18 protein-coding genes are annotated in these 19052 nt (G+C 74.5%); 14 read left to right on the plus strand and 4 right to left on the minus strand.

Annotation, left to right across the window (positions count from 1 at the left end; translation table 11 throughout):
* Positions 1-38 precede the first annotated feature (38 nt).
* The 3 genes from trpS (at position 39) to BM048_RS12650 (ending at position 2901) form a co-directional block, all read left to right on the plus strand.
* A complete protein-coding gene (gene trpS, locus BM048_RS12640) occupies positions 39-1070 on the plus strand; it encodes a tryptophan--tRNA ligase (protein ID WP_090033561.1) in 1032 nt (343 codons plus the stop codon).
* Positions 1067-1684, plus strand: coding sequence for a 2'-5' RNA ligase family protein (locus tag BM048_RS12645; protein ID WP_090033562.1), 618 nt, complete (start codon positions 1067-1069; stop codon positions 1682-1684). Before trpS ends, BM048_RS12645 begins: the two co-directional genes overlap by 4 nt.
* A 128-nt stretch (positions 1685-1812) precedes the next feature.
* Positions 1813-2901 (plus strand): YihY/virulence factor BrkB family protein, encoded by a 1089-nt coding sequence (locus BM048_RS12650; protein WP_090033563.1) that lies wholly within the window; start codon positions 1813-1815, stop codon positions 2899-2901.
* 57 nt (positions 2902-2958) lie between these two features.
* Here BM048_RS12650 and BM048_RS12655 read toward each other — a convergent pair whose 3' ends face one another.
* From BM048_RS12655 to sdhC, 4 genes are all read right to left on the minus strand, one after another.
* Positions 2959-3774 (minus strand): succinate dehydrogenase iron-sulfur subunit, encoded by an 816-nt coding sequence (locus tag BM048_RS12655; protein WP_090033565.1) that lies wholly within the window; start codon positions 3772-3774, stop codon positions 2959-2961.
* On the minus strand, positions 3774-5609 hold the full coding sequence (gene sdhA / locus BM048_RS12660) for a succinate dehydrogenase flavoprotein subunit (protein ID WP_090033567.1): 1836 nt from the start codon (positions 5607-5609) through the stop codon (positions 3774-3776). The genes BM048_RS12655 and sdhA overlap by 1 nt, the downstream gene beginning before the upstream one ends.
* A gap of 86 nt (positions 5610-5695) precedes the next feature.
* Positions 5696-6157, minus strand: a complete 462-nt coding sequence (sdhD, locus tag BM048_RS12665; protein ID WP_090033665.1) for a succinate dehydrogenase, hydrophobic membrane anchor protein — start codon at positions 6155-6157, stop codon at positions 5696-5698.
* Between the two features lie 2 nt (positions 6158-6159).
* Positions 6160-6561: a succinate dehydrogenase, cytochrome b556 subunit gene (sdhC, locus tag BM048_RS12670; RefSeq protein WP_275407334.1), complete on the minus strand. Its 402-nt coding sequence runs from the start codon at positions 6559-6561 to the stop codon at positions 6160-6162.
* A gap of 302 nt (positions 6562-6863) precedes the next feature.
* Between sdhC and BM048_RS12675 the strand changes: the two genes are divergently transcribed.
* The 11 genes from BM048_RS12675 to deoC all read left to right on the plus strand — a co-directional run bounded on the left by BM048_RS12675 (position 6864) and on the right by deoC (position 19037).
* On the plus strand, positions 6864-8015 hold the full coding sequence (locus tag BM048_RS12675; RefSeq protein WP_090033571.1) for a mannose-1-phosphate guanylyltransferase: 1152 nt from the start codon (positions 6864-6866) through the stop codon (positions 8013-8015).
* Positions 8016-8085: 70 nt separating this feature from the next.
* Positions 8086-9282 (plus strand): amidohydrolase, encoded by a 1197-nt coding sequence (locus BM048_RS12680; RefSeq protein WP_090033666.1) that lies wholly within the window; start codon positions 8086-8088, stop codon positions 9280-9282.
* Positions 9283-9661: 379 nt separating this feature from the next.
* Entirely contained in the window at positions 9662-10747 is a 1086-nt protein-coding gene (locus BM048_RS12685) for a BMP family lipoprotein (protein ID WP_373308413.1), read from the plus strand.
* A gap of 139 nt (positions 10748-10886) precedes the next feature.
* Positions 10887-12404: an ABC transporter ATP-binding protein gene (locus tag BM048_RS12690; protein ID WP_090033573.1), complete on the plus strand. Its 1518-nt coding sequence runs from the start codon at positions 10887-10889 to the stop codon at positions 12402-12404.
* Complete coding sequence (locus tag BM048_RS12695; RefSeq protein WP_090033575.1) at positions 12401-13741, plus strand: ABC transporter permease; 1341 nt, start codon at positions 12401-12403, stop codon at positions 13739-13741. Before BM048_RS12690 ends, BM048_RS12695 begins: the two co-directional genes overlap by 4 nt.
* Positions 13738-15030, plus strand: coding sequence for an ABC transporter permease (locus BM048_RS12700; RefSeq protein ID WP_090033576.1), 1293 nt, complete (start codon positions 13738-13740; stop codon positions 15028-15030). The genes BM048_RS12695 and BM048_RS12700 overlap by 4 nt, the downstream gene beginning before the upstream one ends.
* Positions 15031-15034: 4 nt before the next feature.
* Positions 15035-15478 (plus strand): cytidine deaminase, encoded by a 444-nt coding sequence (locus BM048_RS12705; RefSeq protein ID WP_175499538.1) that lies wholly within the window; start codon positions 15035-15037, stop codon positions 15476-15478.
* Complete coding sequence (locus tag BM048_RS12710) at positions 15475-16791, plus strand: thymidine phosphorylase (RefSeq protein WP_090033578.1); 1317 nt, start codon at positions 15475-15477, stop codon at positions 16789-16791. The genes BM048_RS12705 and BM048_RS12710 overlap by 4 nt, the downstream gene beginning before the upstream one ends.
* A 104-nt stretch (positions 16792-16895) precedes the next feature.
* Positions 16896-17129: a hypothetical protein gene (locus tag BM048_RS12715; RefSeq protein ID WP_090033579.1), complete on the plus strand. Its 234-nt coding sequence runs from the start codon at positions 16896-16898 to the stop codon at positions 17127-17129.
* Positions 17130-17187: 58 nt separating this feature from the next.
* A complete protein-coding gene (locus BM048_RS12720; protein ID WP_090033580.1) occupies positions 17188-18339 on the plus strand; it encodes an adenosine deaminase in 1152 nt (383 codons plus the stop codon).
* Complete coding sequence (deoC, locus tag BM048_RS12725) at positions 18336-19037, plus strand: deoxyribose-phosphate aldolase (RefSeq protein ID WP_239078751.1); 702 nt, start codon at positions 18336-18338, stop codon at positions 19035-19037. Before BM048_RS12720 ends, deoC begins: the two co-directional genes overlap by 4 nt.
* Positions 19038-19052 lie beyond the last annotated feature (15 nt).

The following is a 19052-nucleotide window of genomic DNA, read 5'->3' on the forward strand; positions in this document are numbered from 1 at the left end:
CGGCGCGACCACCGCGCACCACCTGCCATGATGGGGTGATGGGCCCGTCCACCTCCGCCGCCCGGATCTTCTCGGGCATGCAGCCGACGTCCGACTCCCTGCACCTGGGCAACCACCTCGGCGCCCTCACGCAGTGGGTGGCCCTCCAGGACGACCACGACGCCATCTACTGCGTCGTCGACCTGCACGCGCTGACGGTCGCGCCCGACCCGGCCGTGCTGCGGGACCGCACCCGCCGGACCGCGGCCCAGTACCTCGCCGCGGGAGTCGACCCGCAGCGGTCCATCCTCTTCGTGCAGTCCCACGTGAGCGCTCACGCGGAGCTCGCCTGGCTGCTCAACTGCATCACCGGCTTCGGCGAGGCCGGCCGGATGACGCAGTTCAAGGACAAGTCGCTCAAGCTGGGCGCCGAGGGCACGACGGTCGGTCTCTTCACCTACCCGGTGCTCATGGCCGCGGACATCCTGCTGTACGACACGGACCTCGTCCCGGTGGGGGAGGACCAGCGCCAGCACCTGGAGCTGACCCGCGACCTCGCCCAGCGCCTCAACAGCCGCTTCGGCGCGGGGACGGTCGTCGTGCCCGACGCGCACATCGTCAAGGCGACCGCGAAGATCTTCGACCTGCAGGAGCCGACGGCGAAGATGAGCAAGTCGGCGGCCAGCCCCAACGGGCTGATCGAGCTCCTCGACGACCCGAAGGTCGTCGCCAGGCGCATCCGCTCGGCCGTCACCGACACGGAGCGGGAGATCCGCTACGACCCCGTCGCCAAGCCCGGGGTCTCGAACCTCCTCACCATCTACTCCGCGCTGACCGACCGCTCGCTCCCGTCGCTGGAGGCCGAGTACGACGGCCGCGGGTACGGCGACCTCAAGAAGGACCTCGCGGAGGTCGTCGTCGCCTTCCTCACGCCGTTCCAGGAGCGCGTGCACGGGTACCTCGACGACCCCGCCACGCTCGACGCGGTCCTCAGCGACGGCGCGGAGCGCGCGGAGGCCCTCGCGCAGGACACGCTGGCGCGCCTGTACGACCGGTTCGGGCTGCTGCGGCGGGTGCGGGCGGCGCGATGACGGACGTCCCCCCGGTGCTCGTCGGGGTCTCCGTGCGCGTACCGGAGCCCTGGGCGGGCCAGCTCCAGGAGGCACGGGCCGGCTACGGCGACCCCGTCGCGCGGCACGTGCCCCCGCACGTGACGATCCTGCCGCCGACCCCGGTCGCCCCCGCGCAGCAGGCCGCGGTGCTCGAGCACCTCGACCGCGTCGTGGCGGCCCACCGGGCGTTCGTGCTGCACCTGCGCGGCACGGGCACGTTCCGGCCCGTGTCGCCGGTGGCCTACGTCGACGTGGCCGAGGGTGGCGACGCCTGCGCCCGGCTCGAGGCCGCGGTGCGCCGCGGGCCCCTGTGGGCGGAGCAGCGGTTCGCCTACCGGCCGCACGTGACCGTCGCGCACCACGTCGACGACGCGGCGCTGGACGCCGCCGAGCGCGACTGGGCGGACCTCGACGCGCAGTTCCTCGTCACGACGGTGGAGTGCGCCGCGCTCGACCCCGACGGCCGGTGGCGGACCCTGCGCGTGCACCCGCTGGCCGGTCCCGACCGTCCGGTCCCGCTGCCCGACCCCCCGACCGGGGAGCACCCGGTCGTGCGGGCGGCGCTGCGCCGCCTGCGGCACCGCCCCTCCTGACGCTCCGCCGAGACGCAGGACGGGACGGCCGGATCCTGCTCGACGCCGACGCCGACGATGGCTCCGATGCCGACATCGAGGCCGAGGCTGCGGTCGCCGGGCGTGCTGCACGCCCCTAGCCTGCGGGTATGAGCGCCACGGCCGGTCCCGCCGCCCGTCCCGACCCGCCGGGGTACGGCGGCACCGGGCAGGTGGAGGTGGGCCCCGCCCGCGGCGCGGGCACCGCGCACCTCCTCGTCGGGCACGAGCTGGGCGAGGAGGACCCGACCAACTCGCGCCGCCCGACCGGGTTCGCCGCGGTGTGGGCGGCCGTGCAACGGCTGCTGGCCGCCTGGAACCGCACCCGCGCCGCCCGCGCGAACGCGCGCTTCGGCCAGGCCGGCGGTGGCGTGCTCACCGGCGGCATCGCCTACTCCGCGCTGTTCTCCGTCGCCGCCGCGCTGACGCTCGGCTTCACGGTCCTCACCGCGGTGCTCGGCAACGACGTCGACCTGCGCGAGCGCATCGCGCGGGCGATCGACACCTCGCTGCCGGGCCTCGTCGCGGTCGACGGGTCGCAGGGGCTCGTGGACGTCGACGAGCTGCAGCTCAGCTCCCGGGGCGTCCTCGCCGGCGTCGTCGCCGCCGTGGTCCTGCTCGTGACGGCGACGAACGCGATGGCGGCCCTGCGCACCGCCGTCCGCGCGATGTTCGCCGCCCCGACGGCGGGCCAGAACCTCGTCGGCAGCAAGCTGCGCGAGCTGGTCGGCGTGGTGGGCATCGGTCTGGCGGTCGTCGTCTCCGCGCTGCTGGGCCTGGCGGTGACGACCGTCGTCGCCTGGCTGACCACGGTGCTCGGCGTCGGGGTGGGGGCCGGCGTCACGGCGGCCGTCGCGGGCGTCGCCGTCGCGTTCCTCGCCGACGCCGCGACGTTCGTGCTCCTCGTGCGCGTCCTCGCCGCGCAGGACCCGCCGCGGCGCGACCTCCTGCAGGGAGCGGCCATCACCGGGCTGGGGCTCGGCGTCGTGCGCGTCCTGGGGACGTCTGCCGTGGCCGGCAGCGCCTCGCGCAACCCGCTGTTCGCGACCGCGGTCACCCTGGCGACGCTGCTGGTCTGGATCAACCTCATCTCCCGCATCGTCCTGCTGGCGGCCGCCTGGACGGCGGACCCGTCGCTGGAGGAGCTGCAGGGCGAGGGACCCGGCGCGCGCACGGCCGAGGGGCCGGCGGCCGGCTGAACCGGCCACCGGCCCCTCGGGCTGGTGCTGCGCTGCTGAGGTGCGGCAGGTCGGGCGTCAGAAGGCGCGCGTGATCATCGCGCGCTTGACCTCCTGGATCGCCTTCGTGACCTCGATGCCGCGCGGGCACGCGTCCGTGCAGTTGAAGGTCGTCCGGCAGCGCCAGACGCCCTCCTTGTCGTTGAGGATCTCCAGGCGCTGGGCCCCGCCCTCGTCGCGGCTGTCGAAGATGAAGCGGTGCGCGTTGACGATCGCGGCCGGGCCGAAGTACTGGCCGTCGGTCCAGAAGACGGGGCAGCTCGTCGTGCAGGCTGCGCAGAGGATGCACTTCGTCGTGTCGTCGAAGCGCGCCCGCTGCTCGGAGGACTGCAGGCGCTCCTTCGTCGGCTCCTGCCCGGAGGTGACGAGGAACGGCATGATCTCGCGGTAGGAGGCGAAGAACGGCTCCATGTCGACGACGAGGTCCTTGAGCACCGGCAGGCCCTTGATGGGCTCGACGACGATCGGCTTGGACAGGTCGAGGTCCTTCAGCAGCGTCTTGCACGCCAGCCGGTTGCGGCCGTTGATCCGCATGGCGTCCGATCCGCAGACGCCGTGGGCGCAGGAACGGCGGAAGGTGAGCGAGCCGTCGTGCTCCCACTTCACCTTGTGCAGCGCGTCCAGCACACGGTCCGTGCCGTACATCGTCAGCGTGAACTCGTCCCAGCGGGCGTCGCCGGGCGCGTCGCCACCGACCTCCTGCTCGGCGGGCGCGGCGTCGTCGGGCGGCAGGTAGCGCTGCACCCGCAGCGTGACCTGGAAGCTCGGCACCTCGCCCATCTCGGACCTGGCGCCGCTCGTCGTGGCGCTCGTGTTCTCCAGGGTGGCGGTCATCAGTACTTGCGCTCCATGGGCTGGTACCGGGTCATGGTGACGGGCTTGGACCCCAGGACCACGCGGTAGTCGTCGAAGTCGGTGCTCCCGCTGAACACCCCGTCGCGGTCCCCGCCGGCGTCCTCGACCGGGACGGTCAGGGGACGGCGGTAGACCATCGTGTGGCGCATGTACTGCGCGTCGTCGCGGTGCGGGAAGTCCTCGCGGAAGTGCCCCCCGCGCGACTCGTCGCGGTTGAGCGCACCCACCAGGACCGTCTCGGAGATGTCGAGCAGGAAGCCCAGCTCGACGGCCTCGAGGAGGTCGGTGTTGAAGGCGCGGCTCTTGTCCTGCACGGACACGCTGGCGAACCGCTTGCGCAGGCCGCGCAGGTCCGCCAGGGCCTGCTCGAGGGACTCCTTCGTGCGGAACACCTGGGCGTTGGCGTCCATCGTGTCCTGCAGCGCCTTGCGCAGGTCGCCCACGCGCTCGCCGTCGGGCCGGGTCCGGATGTCCTCGAGCTCGGCCTGGACGAGCCCGGCGGGGCCCTCGGGCAGCTCGACCCACGGGGCGCCGACCGCGTACTCCGCCGCCGAGATGCCGGCGCGCTTGCCGAACACGTTGATGTCGAGCAGCGAGTTGGTGCCCAGGCGGTTGGAGCCGTGGACGCTCACGCACGCCACCTCGCCCGCGGCGTAGAGCCCACGGATGACGTCGGTCTCGTTGCGCAGGACCTCGCCCGCGATGTTCGTCGGCACGCCGCCCATCGCGTAGTGCGCGGTGGGGTAGACGGGGACGGGCTCCGTGTAGGGCTCGATGCCCAGGTACGTCCGCGCGAACTCGGTGATGTCCGGCAGCTTGGCGTCGATGTGCGCGGGCTCGAGGTGCGTGAGGTCCAGCAGGACGTAGTCCTTGTTCGGCCCCGCGCCGCGGCCCTCGCGCACCTCGTTCGCCATGGACCGGGCCACGATGTCGCGCGGCGCCAGGTCCTTGATGGTGGGGGCGTAGCGCTCCATGAAGCGCTCGCCCTCGGAGTTGCGCAGGATCGCGCCCTCGCCGCGGGCCGCCTCCGACAGGAGGATGCCGAGGCCGGCCAGGCCCGTCGGGTGGAACTGGAAGAACTCCATGTCCTCCAGCGGGATGCCGCGGCGGTACGCCAGCGCCATGCCGTCACCGGTGAGGGTGTGCGCGTTCGAGGTGGTCTTGTAGATGCGGCCGGCGCCACCCGTGGCGAGCACGACCGACTTCGCGCGGAAGACGTGGATCTCGCCCGTCGCCAGCTCGTACGCGACGACGCCCGCGACCGACACCTCCTCGCCGTCGGGCACGGCGTGCCCCGCGAGGTCGTGGTCGACGAGCAGGTCGAGGACGTAGAACTCGTTGAAGAAATCCACGTCGTTCTTCACGCACTGCTGGTACAGCGTCTGCAGGATCATGTGCCCCGTGCGGTCCGCCGCGTAGCAGGACCGGCGCACGGCCGCCTCGCCGTGGTTGCGGGTGTGACCGCCGAAGCGGCGCTGGTCGATCCGGCCCTCGGGCGTCCGGTTGAAGGGCAGGCCCATCTTCTCGAGGTCGAGGACGGCGTCGATGGCCTCCTTGGCCATGACCTCCGCGGCGTCCTGGTCGACGAGGTAGTCGCCGCCCTTGACCGTGTCGAAGGTGTGCCACTCCCAGTTGTCCTCCTCGACGTTGGCCAGCGCGGCGCACATGCCGCCCTGGGCCGCGCCGGTGTGGGACCGCGTCGGGTAGAGCTTGGTGATGACCGCGGTCCGCGTGCGGACGGAGGACTCGAGGGCGGCCCGCATGCCGGCGCCGCCTGCGCCGACGATGAGGACGTCGTACTGGTGGGTCTGCATCGGTGTGCCGGGCTCTTCTCTGCGATCGGGTGCGCGCCGGGGGTGACGGTGCGCCGGGAGGGTGGGGCGGAGGTCGTCCGCCGCCGTCAGATGTCGCTGCAGAAGCTCGGCAGCAGGTCCGCCGGGGCGCCGACGGGGCACGGGTCGAAGGTGAAGATCACGAGCGTGCCGAGCACCACGACGACCGCGAACGCGAGGTACAGCGCGCTCTTGAGCACCAGCCGGGTGCGGTCCTTCTCGGCGTAGTCGTTGATGATCGTCCGCATCCCGTTCGTGCCGTGGATCATCGCGAGCCACAGCATCGTCAGGTCCCAGACCTGCCAGAACGGCGTCGCCCACTTGCCCGCGACGAACGCGAAGTCGATCTGGCTGACGCCCTCGCCCACGACGAGGTTGGAGATGAGGTGGGCGAAGATCAGGACGAGCAGCAGCACGCCGGACACGCGCATGAACACCCAGGCGTACAGCTCGGTGTTGCCGCGGGTGCTGCGACGGCCGGGGCCGCTGCGCGGGATGCGCGGGGCCTTCGGGTCGGCGATGACGGTCACGGTCACTCCCCCCCGAAGACGTGCATGAGGTGCCGCGGCAGGAAGCCGGCCATGAGGACGACGAGCAGCCCCAGCACGACCCACAGCATCGCCCGCTGGCGGCGCACGCCCTGGGACCAGAAGTCCACGAGCATGATCCGCACGCCGTTGAGCGCGTGGAAGACGATGGCGACGACGAGGCCGGCCTCGGCCAGGCCCATCACCGGGTTCTTGTACGTCCCGATGACCGCGTTGTAAGCCTCCGGCGAGACGCGGACGAGCGAGGTGTCCAGGACGTGCACGAGGAGGAAGAAGAAGATCGACACCCCCGTGATGCGGTGCGCGACCCAGGACCACATGCCCCCGGCGCCGCGGTAGAGGGTCCCCGGACCCTGGCGTCGCGAGGACGCCGCCGGGGCGGGCACCCGGCTCGGGGTGGACTGCGCTGTAGCCACGGGTACGGCCTCCTGGCACTTCGGGCGACGTCGGCGTCGACGTGTTGTCGGAGTCCATCGTAGGACCGCCGCGGGGCACGGTTGCCGTCCCCACCAGGGACGGTCGTCCCCCTTTCGCCCTTTGTGAAGAATCCCACAAGGTCCTCTCAGGTGCGGCGACGACCGGGCCCGGGCGGGCGGCGCCGCCGAGGGCGGCCGGAGGCCCCCGACGTGTCCCGGACCACGCGTCGACCTGCCCGTCCCGCCGGGGGGCCTTCGCTAGATTGCGCGGCATGTCGAGCCCCGTCGCGTCTGACGCCGTCCCCGCCGCCGGCCCCGTCCCCGGCTTCCACGCCGTCGTGCCGGCGGGCGGTGCGGGCACGCGCCTGTGGCCGCTCTCGCGCGCCGGGCACCCCAAGTTCCTCCTCGACCTCACGGGCTCGGGGCGCACCCTGCTCCAGGCCACGGTGGACCGCCTCGCGCCGCTGACCGGCCCGGGCGGCGTGCTCGTCGTGACAGGTGCGCGGCACGCGGAGGCGGTGGCCGCCCAGCTCCCCGAGGTAGGTGCCGAGGACGTGCTGGCCGAGCCCTCGCCGCGCGACTCCATGGCCGCCATCGGGCTCGCCGCGGCGGTGCTCGTCGAGCGGCACGGCGAGGACGTCGTGCTCGGCTCGTTCGCCGCCGACCACGTCATCAGCGGCGGGGAGCTCTTCGCGCAGGCCGTCCGCGACGGCGTCGCCGGTGCGCGGGCAGGCTACGTCGTCACCATCGGCATCGGCGCCACCGAGCCGTCGACGGCCTTCGGCTACGTGCGCGCCGGGGCCCCGCTCGGGCTCGACGACGCGCCGGCCGTCCGTCACGTCGTCGGCTTCACGGAGAAGCCCGACGCGGAGACCGCGGCGCAGTACCTGGCGACGGGGGAGTACTCCTGGAACGCGGGCATGTTCATCGTGAAGGCCACCGTGCTGCTGGACCACCTGGCCGCCCAGCTGCCGACCCTGCACGACGGGCTGCGGCGCATCGCGGCGGCCTGGTCCGGCCCGGACCGCGAGGCCGTGCTGGCGGAGGTGTGGCCCGGCCTGACGAAGATCGCGATCGACCACGCCATCGCCGAGCCCGTGGCGGCGGCGGGCGGCGTCGCCGTCGTCCCCGGCGCCTTCGGCTGGGACGACATCGGCGACTTCGCCTCGCTGGCGGCGATGCTGCCGGCGGGTGAGCAGGGGGGCCCGACGCTCGGCGACGAGGCGTTGGTGCAGCGGCTGTCCGGCGCGGAGGACGCCTTCGTCGCCCCCGCCGCCGGTCGCGTCGTCAGCGTCCTCGGCGTGCCGGACGCCGTCGTCGTCGACACCCCGGACGCGCTCCTCGTGACGACGCGGGGGCACGCCCAGGCCGTCAAGCAGGCGGTCGACGGCTGGCGGGGACGCGGACGCGAGGACCTGCTCTGACTCCTAGGCTCGACCCGTGACCACCACCGCCGGCGCCGGGACGCCCGTCGCCCCCGTCGTCGCCCCGGACGTGCCGTCCGCGGACCCGGAGGTGCGCTCGCTCGTCGCGGCGGTGGGGGGCCTGCGCGACGAGCTCGTCGCCCTCCGGCGGGACCTGCACGCCCACCCCGAGCTCGCACGCCTGGAGGAGCGGACGACCGCCGTCCTCCTCGCGCGGCTGCGCGCCGCGGGTCTCCTCCCGCGCGCGCTGCCCGGCTCGGGCCTGGTGTGCGACCTCGGGGACGCCCGGCCCGGCACCCGGCGGGTCGCGCTGCGCGCGGACCTCGACGCGCTGCCGGTGCAGGACGCGTGCGGCCTGCCGTGGGCCTCGACGGTCCGCGGGGTCGCGCACGCGTGCGGCCACGACGTGCACACCGCGGCGGTGCTGGGCGCGGGGCTCGCGCTCGCCCGGCTCGCCGCGGAGGGGGTCGCCGTGCCCGGCGTGCGGCTGGTGTTCCAGCCCGCGGAGGAGGTGCAGCCGGGCGGGTCGCTGGACGTCATCGCCGCCGGGGGCCTCGACGGCGTCGGGCAGATCTTCGCCGTGCACTGCGACCCCAAGCTGGACGTGGGGCACGTCGGCACCCGCATCGGCCCCATCACGTCCGCCAGCGACGAGGTGACGGTCACCCTGACCGGGGCCGGCGGGCACACGTCGCGCCCCCACCTGACCGGGGACGTCGTCTACGCGCTGGGCCAGGTCATCACGCAGGTCCCCGCGATCCTCGGGCGGCGCCTCGACCCCCGCTCGGGGGTCAACCTCACGTGGGGTGCGGTGCAGGCCGGGCAGGCGCCGAACGCGATCCCGGGCCGCGGCGCCCTGCGCGGCACCCTGCGGTGCCTGGACGTGCGCGCGTGGGAGAAGGCGTCGGAGGTGTTCCACGCGGCGGTGGAGCAGGTGGTGCTGCCCTACGACGTGGGCGTGGAGATCCACCACCAGCGCGGCGTGCCGCCCGTGGAGAACCACGCCCGCTCGACCGGCGTCCTCGAGGCGGCGGCGCGCGACGTGCTGGGCCCGGCCGCGGTCGAGCTGACGGAGCAGTCGCTGGGCGGCGAGGACTTCGCGTGGTACCTCACGAAGGTGCCCGGCGCCATGGCGCGGCTCGGCACGCGGACCCCGGGCGGGCGCACCTACGACATCCACCAGGGCGACCTGCGCGTCGACGAGCGGGCCGTCGAGGCGGGCGCCCTGCTCCTGGCGCGCGCCGCGCTGCTCGCCGGGCGGTCCTGACCGCCGTCGGCGGCCGGCGTCACCGGGGGCGTCGTCGTGGCGTCACCCGGACGTGCGGCCCCCGGCGGCGCCGATGTTCCAAGTCGGTAACAGAACCGGCCCGTGACGTCGCCGTAACCTCCCGGTGACAGCGGGCTCACTAAGGTCGGCGTCGATCGGCGCGGGCGGGGAGACCCGGGCGGGACGCCCCACGGGCGGTCCCGCCGGGGCGGCAGGACCCCGCGCCGGGGTAGGAGCGGCCTGCCCGCACGACTACGCTCGTGCAGCCGGGCGCGCCGTGCGAGCACAGCACCGCGAGCACACCGATCGCGACCCGGCTGCGGGTCGTCGACGGGGACGACTGTCCGAGGACGGAAACAGGAGTGACGACGTGAAGACCATGACACGCAGCGCGGTGCTCGTCGCCGCGAGCGCCCTCGCGCTGGCGGCCTGCGGGGCCGCCCCCGAGGAGGAGGCCGGCGCCACGGGCTCGGCCGCGGCACCGGAGTCCGACTTCCGCGGGTGCATCGTGTCCGACGCCGGCGGGTTCGACGACAAGAGCTTCAACCAGCTCAGCTACGAGGGCGCGAAGGAGGCGACCGACGAGCTCGGGGCCGCCTTCTCCGAGGTGCAGTCCGACTCCGAGACCGACTTCCAGCCCAACCTCGAGTCCCTCGTGGGCGAGGGCTGCAACGCCATCGTCTCCGTCGGCTTCGCGCTGTCGGCGGCCACGGTCGAGTCGGCCACCGCCAACCCCGACATCGACTACATCCTGGTCGACGACGCGGCGGACAACGACTTCGACGGCACGAAGGACGCGGACAACATCAAGCCGCTCCTGTACGACACGGCGCAGGCCGCGTTCCTCGCCGGCTACCTCTCGGCGGGCTACTCGACCTCTGGCGTCGTCGGCACCTTCGGCGGCCAGCCCTACCCGACCGTGACGATCTTCATGGACGGCTTCAAGCAGGGCGTCGAGTACTACAACGAGCAGAAGGGCGCCGACGTGCAGGTCGTCGGCTACTCCGGCGGCGACCAGGGCTCGTTCACCGGCGGCTTCGTCGCCAACGACGACGCCAAGAACATCGCGGCCGGCCTCATCGACCAGGGCGCGGACGTCCTCCTGCCCGTCGGCGGCCCGATCTACCAGTCGGCGCGCGACGCCATCGCGGACGCCGGCGGCGGCATCGCCCTCATCGGCGCGGACGCCGACGTGTACGAGACCGACCCGTCGGTCCAGGACATCATCCTCACGTCGATCCTCAAGAACATGAAGCTGTCGACGTACGAGGCGATGCTCGCCGCCGGCAACGACGAGTTCGACGCCGAGGCCTACGTCGGCACGCTCGAGAACGAGGGCGTCGGCATCGCGCCGCTGCACGACTTCGAGGACGACGTCGACCCGGCCCTCGTCGAGGAGGTCGACGCGCTGCGCGAGTCGATCATCGCCGGCGACGTGACGGTCACCTCGTACCTGTCCGAGTGACGCGAACGCTCCTCGGGGACGGCTGCGGCCGTCCCCGGGGAGCGTCCTGCTGCCCGCACCGGGCCGCACGACCCGCACCACCCAGCACCACCCGCCCGGACCGGCCCCGCGCCGGCACCCCCGTCGTCGAGGGACCCGCATGAAGCTCGAGCTGCGCGGCATCACCAAGCGTTTCGGCGCACTGGTGGCCAACGACCACATCGACCTGCGCGTCGAGCCCGGCGAGATCCACTGCCTGCTCGGGGAGAACGGCGCCGGCAAGTCCACGCTCATGAACGTCCTGTACGGCCTCTACACGGCCGACGAGGGCGAGATCCTGCTCGACGGCGCCGTGCAGCGGTTCACCGGCCCCGGCGACGCCATGGCGGCCGGCATCGGCATGGTCCACCAGCACTTCATGCTCATCCCCGTCTTCACCGTGGCGGAGAACGTCATGCTCGGCCACGAGCAGACCCGCGTCGGCGGCCGCCTCGACCTCGACGCCGCCCGCACCCGCGTGCGCGAGATCGCGGACCGCTTCGGCTTCCACGTCGACCCCGACGCCCTCGTCGGGGACCTGCCCGTCGGCGTGCAGCAGCGCGTGGAGATCATCAAGGCGCTGTCCCGCGACGCCCGCGTCCTCGTGTTCGACGAGCCCACCGCCGTGCTCACGCCGCAGGAGACGGACGAGCTGATGGCGGTCATGCGTCGCCTCAAGGAGGGCGGCGCGGCGATCGTCTTCATCACCCACAAGCTGCGCGAGGTGCGCGAGGTGGCCGACCGCATCACGGTCGTGCGCCGCGGCAGGGTCGTGGGGGAGGCGAGCCCGACGTCCACCGACGCGGAGCTGGCGGCCCTCATGGTCGGCCGCGCGGTCGAGCTGACCGTGCCGAAGGGCCCGCCGCAGCCCACGCCCAACGCCCTCGAGGTGCAGGGCCTGGAGGTCACCGACCCGACGGGCGCGGTCGTCGTCGACGACGTGTCCTTCACGGTGCACGGCGGCGAGGTGCTCGTCGTCGCCGGCGTGCAGGGCAACGGGCAGACCGAGCTGGCGGAGGCCCTCGTCGGGCTGCGCACCACGTCGGGCGGCAGCGTCCGGCTGGACGGCACGGAGCTGCTCGGCCGGTCCGTGCGCCAGGTGCTCGACGCGGGCGTCGGCATCGTCCCCGAGGACCGGACGCACGACGGTCTCGTGGGCGCCTTCTCGGTCGCGGAGAACCTCGTGCTCGACCGGACCGACGGCGCGCCCTTCGCCCGCGGCGGGGTGCTGCAGCTCGGCCTGCGGGACCGGTTCGCCCGGGAGAAGGTCGAGGAGTTCGACATCCGCACGCAGGGCATCGACACCCCCGTCGGTCGGCTGTCCGGCGGCAACCAGCAGAAGGTCGTCCTCGCGCGCGAGCTGTCGCGCGACCTGCGCCTGCTCGTGGCCTCGCAGCCGACGCGCGGCGTGGACGTCGGCTCCATCGAGTTCATCCACCGACGGATCGTCGAGACGCGGGACGCGGGCGTGCCCGTGGTCGTCGTCTCCACCGAGCTCGACGAGGCCGTCGCGCTCGGGGACCGGATCCTCGTCATGTACCGCGGCCGCGTCGTCGGGATCGTCCCGGCGTCGACGTCGCGGGACGTCCTCGGCCTCATGATGGCCGGCATCCCGCAGACGGAGGCGGACGCGGCATGAGCACCACCGACCCCTACGGGCACGGCGCCTCGACGGCGGCCGGCACCTCGCCGGAGGCCGTGCCGCACAACCCGGCGACGCACGTCGGCCCGGGGAGCGAGGCCGATCCCGCGGCGCCGGCCCCCGCCGACGACGACGCCGCGCGCTGGCGTGCCGCCCTGCACCGGGTGTTCGCGGGCGGCTGGGCCGTCTCCGTCGGCGCCGTGCTGCTGGCCGTGCTCGCCGGCTCGATCATGATCGCCTTCACCGACGAGGGCGTGCAGAGCGCCTCGTCGTACTTCTTCGCGCGGCCGCTCGACACGCTGCAGGCCGTCGGGTCGGCGGTCGGCAGCGCCTACGCGGCGCTGTTCCGCGGCGCCGTCTACAACTACCGGGCCGACGACCTCGCCACGGCGATCCGGCCCCTGACGTCCTCGCTGAACTTCGCGACGCCGCTCATCGCGGCGGGGCTGGGCGTGGCCGTGGCCTTCCGGGCCGGGCTGTTCAACATCGGTGGCCAGGGGCAGATCCTCGCGGCGGCCGCGGGCGCCGGCTGGGTGGGCTTCGCCGCCGACCTGCCGGTGGTGGTGCACGTCGTGCTCGCGATGGTCGCCGGGGTGCTGGCCGGGGCGGTCTGGGCGGGCATCGCCGGCGTCCTCAAGGCCTACACCGGCGCCCACGAGGTGATCGTCACGATCATGCTCAACTACATCGCGTTCTACGGGATCTCCTACCTGCTGGCGACGCCGGGGCTGCTGCAGGCGCCCGGGTCCGCGAACCCCAAGACGCCGGCCATGCAGGACACCGCGATCCTGCCGCGGCTGCTGGGGGAGCGGTTCACCCTGCACGCCGGGTTCCTCGTCGCCGTCGCCGCGGTCGTCGTCGTGTGGTGGCTGCTCAACCGCTCGACGCTCGGCTTCGGCTTCCGGGCCGTGGGGGAGAACCCCGCCGCGGCCCGGGTGGCGGGGATCGACGTGCGACGGACCACGGTCGTGGCGATGCTCGTCGCCGGCGCCCTGGTCGGGATCGCCGGCGCGACGCAGGTGCTCGGCACGGTCACCACCGGGTTCTCCTACGACATCGACGCGGGCATCGGCTTCGACGCCATCACGGTGGCGCTGCTCGGCCGGTCCACGCCCTGGGGCGTCCTGGCCGCCGCCGTCCTGTTCGGCGCCTTCAAGGCCGGCGGCTCGACGATGCAGGCGTCGGAGAACATCCCCATCGAGATCGTGCTCGTCGTGCAGTCCCTCATCGTCCTGTTCATCGCCGCGCCGCCCCTGGTGCGCGCCGTGCTGCGGCTGCCGCAGCCCCAGGCGCGCCCCCGCCGCGGCGCCCGGACCCGGAAGGCGGCGGCATGACCGCGCTCGCGCCGTCCCCGCAGCCGGCGGCGGTCGCCGGCGCCCGGGACGTCACCGTCGTCAGCCGCAAGGCCGTCGTCGCCTCGGCCGTGATCACCGCGCTGCTGGCCCTCCTCGTCGCGCTGGCGCCGCACAGCGGCAGCACGAGCTTCCGGTTCTCCTCGGAGACCGACCTCTTCCGCATCCCCGACGTGGCCGTGCCCGGGCAGGCCACCGCGTGGGTGTGCGTCGTGCTCGCCGCCCTCGTGACGGCGGCCATGGAGCTGTCCGTGCGCCGCGGGCGCCGGGTGCCGCTCGTGCTGTCGGCGGTGCTGGCGCTGCTCCTGATCGTCGGGTTCCTCGCGTGGGCCGGCGCGGGCAGCGATCGGGACTTCCCGGTGGTCCGCCTCGTCGGGGGCTCGGTGCTCCTGGCCGTGCCGATCGTCTTCGGCGCACTCGGCGGCGTCATCGGCGAGCGGGCGGGCGTGGTCAACATCGCCATCGAGGGGCAGCTCCTGGCCGGCGCGTTCAGCGCCGCGGTCGTCGGGTCGCTGACCGACAGCCCGTGGGCCGGCCTCGTCGCCGCCGTGCTGGCCGGGGCCCTCGTCGCCCTCGTGCTCGGCCTGTTCACCATCACGTACAAGGTCGACCAGGTCATCGTCGGCGTGGTCCTCAACGTGCTGGTCATCGGCCTGACGAGCTTCCTGTACTCGCAGGTGCTCGTGCCCTCGGCGGACCGGCTGAACTCGACGAGCCGCTTCACGCCCGTCGCGATCCCGCTGCTGTCGGAGATCCCCGTGGTCGGCCCGGCGCTGTTCCGGCAGTCCGTCGTCGTCTACCTCATGTACCTCGCGGTGCCGGCGGTGTGGTTCGCGCTGTACCGGACGCGGTGGGGCCTGCGCCTGCGGGCCGTCGGCGAGCACCCCAAGGCGGCGGACACCGTCGGCATCAAGGTGCAGCGCACGCGCTACCGCGCGGTGCTCGTCGCCGGCGGGGTCGTGGGCCTCGGCGGCGCGTTCTACACGGTGGTGTCCGTGTCGTCGTTCGGCAAGGAGATGACGGCGGGCGCGGGCTTCATCGCCCTCGCGGCGGTCATCTTCGGCAAGTGGGACCCGGTCCGGGCAGCCCTCGCGGCGCTGCTGTTCGGCGCCGCGTCCAACCTCGAGGGGGCGCTGAGCATCGTCGGCGCGCCCGTCCCCAGCCAGTTCATGCTCATGCTGCCCTACGTCGTCACCGTGCTCGCGGTCGCGGGCCTCGTCGGCCGCTCCCGCGGCCCGGCGGCGGCGGGCCAGCCGTACGTGAAGGAGTGAGCGCGTGAGCGCCCCCACCGCAGCACCCACACCGACCGGTCCCGGGTCCGTCCCCGACGTCGACTGGGACGCCCTGCGCGCCGCGGCGCGCGAGGCCATGACGCACGCCTACGCGCCCTACTCGGGGTTCCCCGTCGGCTGCGCCGCGCTCGTCGACGACGGCCGCGTCGTGACGGGCTGCAACGTGGAGAACGCCTCCTACGGCGTCGGCCTGTGCGCCGAGTGCGCGCTCGTCGGGGCGCTGCACGGCACGGGCGGCGGCCGGCTCGTCGCGTTCGCGTGCGTCGACAAGCACGGCGCCGCGCTCATGCCCTGCGGGCGGTGCCGCCAGCTCCTGTGGGAGGCCGGCGGCGCGCGGCTGCTCGTCGACACGGTCAGCGGCATCCGCCCCATGACCGAGGTGCTGCCGGACGCCTTCGGTCCCGACGACCTGACGGACCGGGCGTGAGCGCCGCGACGGGCGGGTCCCGCCCCGAGCCGTTCGACGCCGTCGACGTCATCCGCACCAAGCGCGACCGCGGCGTCCTGACCGACGCTCAGGTGGACTGGGTCGTCGACGCCTACACGCGCGGGGTCGTCGCCGAGGAGCAGATGTCCGCCCTCGCCATGGCGATCCTGCTCAACGGGATGGAGCGCGCCGAGGTCGCCCGCTGGACGGCCGCGATGATCGCCACGGGCGAGCGGATGGACTTCTCCGGCCTGTCCCGGCCCACCGCCGACAAGCACTCGACGGGCGGCGTCGGCGACAAGATCACGCTGCCGTTGGCCCCGCTCGTCGCCGTGTTCGGCGTCGCCGTGCCGCAGCTGTCCGGCCGCGGCCTCGGCCACACGGGCGGGACGCTCGACAAGCTCGAGTCGATCCCTGGCTGGCGCGCGGCGCTGTCGAACGACGAGATGATGGCGCAGCTCGAGGAGGTCGGCGCCGTCATCTGCCAGGCCGGATCCGGCCTGGCGCCGGCCGACCGCAAGCTCTACGCCCTGCGCGACGTGACCGGCACCGTCGAGGCCGTGCCCCTCATCGCGAGCTCCATCATGAGCAAGAAGATCGCCGAGGGGACGGGCTCGCTCGTCCTCGACGTCAAGGTCGGCTCCGGGGCGTTCATGAAGGACGAGGCGCGCGCCCGGGAGCTCGCCGAGGTCATGGTCGCGCTCGGCACGGACGCGGGCGTCACGACCGTCGCGCTGCTCACGGACATGTCGACCCCGCTCGGCCTGACCGCGGGCAACGCGCTCGAGGTGCAGGAGTCGGTGGAGGTGCTCGCCGGCGGCGGGCCGGCCGACGTCGTGGAGCTCACCGTGGCGCTGGCGCGGGAGATGCTCGCGGCGGCAGGGTGCGGTGACGTCGACCCCGCGCTGGCCCTGGCGGACGGCCGGGCGATGGACGTGTGGCGCGCGATGATCCGCGCGCAGGGGGGCGACCCGGACGCGCCGCTGCCGACGGCGCGGGAGACCGAGACGGTCGTCGCACCGGCGGACGGGGTGCTCGCGCGGCTCGACGCGCTCGCCGTCGGCGTCGCCGCCTGGCGTCTCGGCGCGGGGCGCGCGCGCAAGGAGGACGCCGTGCAGGCCGGCGCGGGGGTGCGGTGGCACGCCCGACCGGGGGACGTCGTGCGCGCCGGGCAGCCCCTGCTGACCCTGCACACGGACACCCCCGAGCGGTTCGCCCGTGCCCACGAGGCCCTGGCCGACGCCGTCGAGGTGGCGCCGCCGGGGACCGACGGGCCCCTGACGCCGCTCGTGCTCGACCGCATCTCCGCCTGACGCCCGGTCGTCCCGAGGACCCACGGGGGTGGCCGGGGCGCGCCCGGTCGCGCCCGGGCCCGGTCGGGGCGACGATGGCCGCCCCGACGAGGTGGAGGTGCGCCATGAGCACGGTGCCAGGAGACGACGCGTTCCGGGACGCGGGGCTGGCGGCGTCCAGCCCGGGCGGCAACGGCCCGTTCGCGCCCGACGAGAGCTCGGCCCCGCGCCCCGCGCACGACGCGGGCGACGAGGACGAGGTGTCGGGCGACGGCGCGGGGCCGGCGGCGACCGGCGAGGGCGAGTCCGGCCTCGACGCCTCCCCGTTCGGCGGCGAGGACGCGCCCACCCAGCCCTGAGGCTCGGCGTCACGGCCACCCGTCACGGCGACCCGTGACGGGTCGGTACGGTGGCGCCATGACCTCCTCGACGGCCGCGCTGCTGAGGCCGCTGCCCAAGGTCCTGCTGCACGACCACCTCGACGGCGGCCTGCGGCCGGCGACGGTCGTCGACCTGTGCGCCGAGGCCGGGCACGCGCTGCCGACGACCGACCCCGACGATCTCGCGGCCTGGTTCGTCGCGGCGGCGTCGTCGGGCTCCCTCGAGCGGTACCTCGAGACGTTCGCGCACACGGTGGCGGCGATGCAGACGCCGGAGGCGCTGCGCCGTGTCGCGCGCGAGGCGGTCGAGGACCTGGCGGCCGACGGCGTCGTCCTGGCGGAGGTCCGGTACGCCCCGGAGCTGCACGTGCAGCGCGGCCTGACGCTCGACGAGGTCGTCGCCGCCGTGAACGCCGGCTTCGACGAGGGCGTGCGCGCAGCCGCCGCCGCGGGCCGGGCGATCCGCGTCGGCGCGCTGCTGTGCGCCATGCGCCAGACCCGTCGCAGCGCGGAGGTCGCGGCGCTCGCCGTGGCCCACCGGGTGGGCACGGGGTCGGGCAGGGACGGGGGCACGGGCGGGGGCGCGGGCGGGGGCACGGGCGGGGGCACCGGGGTCGTCGGGCTGGACCTGGCCGGGCCGGAGGACGGCTTCCCGGCCACGGACCACGCCGAGGCGTTCGCGCTGGCCCGGTCCGCGCTGCTGCCCGTGACCGTGCACGCGGGGGAGGCCGCCGGGGTGCCGTCCGTGCGCGGCGCGCTGCAGGTCGGCGCGCTGCGCCTCGGGCACGGCATCCACGTGGCGGACGACGTGACGCCCGACGGGCGGCTCGGCGAGGTGGCGCACTGGGTCCGCGACCGCGGCACGGTCCTCGAGACCTGCCCGTCGTCGAACCTGCAGACCGGCGGCGCCACGAGCGCCGCCACGCACCCCGCCACGCGGCTGCGCGACCTCGGCTTCGCCGTCACGGTCAACACCGACAACCGCCTCCAGTCCGGCACGAGCCTGACGGCGGAGATGGCCCTGCTCGTCGACGAGGCGGGCTGGACCCTGGCGGACCTGCGCGACGCCACCGTGCGAGCCGCCCGCGCGAGCTTCCTGCACGACGACGAGCGCACCCGGCTCGTCGACACCGTGATCGCGCCCGCATGGGCGGCCGTGCTCGACCCGACCCGAGAGGACGTCCCGTGACCGTCTCCGACCCCGCCGCCAGCCGGCTCGACCCCGCCGCGCTGGCCCGCTACGTCGACCACACCCTGCTCAAGCCGGAGGCGACGGCCGAGGACGTGGCGGCGCTCGTCGCCGAGGGCGCGCGGCTCGGCGTCTTCTCCGTCTGCGTGTCGCCGTCGTTCCTGCCGCTGGACCTGTCCGGGGCCCCAGGCCTGAAGGTCGCCACGGTCTGCGGGTTCCCGTCGGGCAAGCACCGCAGCGAGGTCAAGGCGGCCGAGGCGGCCCGGTCCGTCGCCGACGGCGCCGACGAGGTCGACATGGTCATCGACGTGGGCGCCGCGCGTGCCGGCGACTGGGACGGCGTCACCGCGGACATCGCGGCCGTGCGCGCCGCCGTGCCGGCCCCCGCGCTGCTCAAGGTCATCATCGAGTCGGCGGCGCTGGACGACGACGCCGTCGTCGGGGCCTGCCGCGCCGCGCAGAGCGCGGGGGCGGACTTCGTCAAGACGTCCACGGGCTTCCACCCGGCGGGCGGCGCGACCGTGCACGCGGTGCGGCTCATGGCGCAGACGGTCGGGGGCGCGCTAGGCGTCAAGGCGTCGGGCGGCATCCGCACGGCGGAGGACGCCCTGGCGATGGTCGCGGCCGGCGCCACCCGGCTGGGGCTGTCGGGGACCGCTGCGGTGCTCGCCGGCGTCGAGGCGGGCCCGGGCTACTGACGCCCGGACCCGCAG

Origin of the sequence: Cellulomonas marina (assembly GCF_900111925.1) — a bacterium.
GTDB classification, from domain to species: domain Bacteria; phylum Actinomycetota; class Actinomycetes; order Actinomycetales; family Cellulomonadaceae; genus Cellulomonas; species Cellulomonas marina.

What these genes read in the sequence shown, in the direction of transcription:
- BM048_RS12650 (WP_090033563.1), top strand. Translation starts at nt 1,813, where the DNA reads ATGAGCGCCACGGCCGGTCCCGCCGCCCGTCCCGACCCGCCGGGGTAC.
- BM048_RS12690 (WP_090033573.1), top strand. Translation starts at nt 10,887, where the DNA reads ATGAAGCTCGAGCTGCGCGGCATCACCAAGCGTTTCGGCGCACTGGTG.
- BM048_RS12675 (WP_090033571.1), top strand. Translation starts at nt 6,864, where the DNA reads ATGTCGAGCCCCGTCGCGTCTGACGCCGTCCCCGCCGCCGGCCCCGTC.
- trpS (WP_090033561.1), top strand. Translation starts at nt 39, where the DNA reads ATGGGCCCGTCCACCTCCGCCGCCCGGATCTTCTCGGGCATGCAGCCG.
- BM048_RS12720 (WP_090033580.1), top strand. Translation starts at nt 17,188, where the DNA reads ATGACCTCCTCGACGGCCGCGCTGCTGAGGCCGCTGCCCAAGGTCCTG.
- BM048_RS12700 (WP_090033576.1), top strand. Translation starts at nt 13,738, where the DNA reads ATGACCGCGCTCGCGCCGTCCCCGCAGCCGGCGGCGGTCGCCGGCGCC.
- sdhA (WP_090033567.1), bottom strand. Translation starts at nt 5,609, where the DNA reads ATGCAGACCCACCAGTACGACGTCCTCATCGTCGGCGCAGGCGGCGCC.
- BM048_RS12695 (WP_090033575.1), top strand. Translation starts at nt 12,401, where the DNA reads ATGAGCACCACCGACCCCTACGGGCACGGCGCCTCGACGGCGGCCGGC.
- BM048_RS12715 (WP_090033579.1), top strand. Translation starts at nt 16,896, where the DNA reads ATGAGCACGGTGCCAGGAGACGACGCGTTCCGGGACGCGGGGCTGGCG.
- BM048_RS12655 (WP_090033565.1), bottom strand. Translation starts at nt 3,774, where the DNA reads ATGACCGCCACCCTGGAGAACACGAGCGCCACGACGAGCGGCGCCAGG.
- BM048_RS12685 (WP_373308413.1), top strand. Translation starts at nt 9,662, where the DNA reads ATGACACGCAGCGCGGTGCTCGTCGCCGCGAGCGCCCTCGCGCTGGCG.
- BM048_RS12645 (WP_090033562.1), top strand. Translation starts at nt 1,067, where the DNA reads ATGACGGACGTCCCCCCGGTGCTCGTCGGGGTCTCCGTGCGCGTACCG.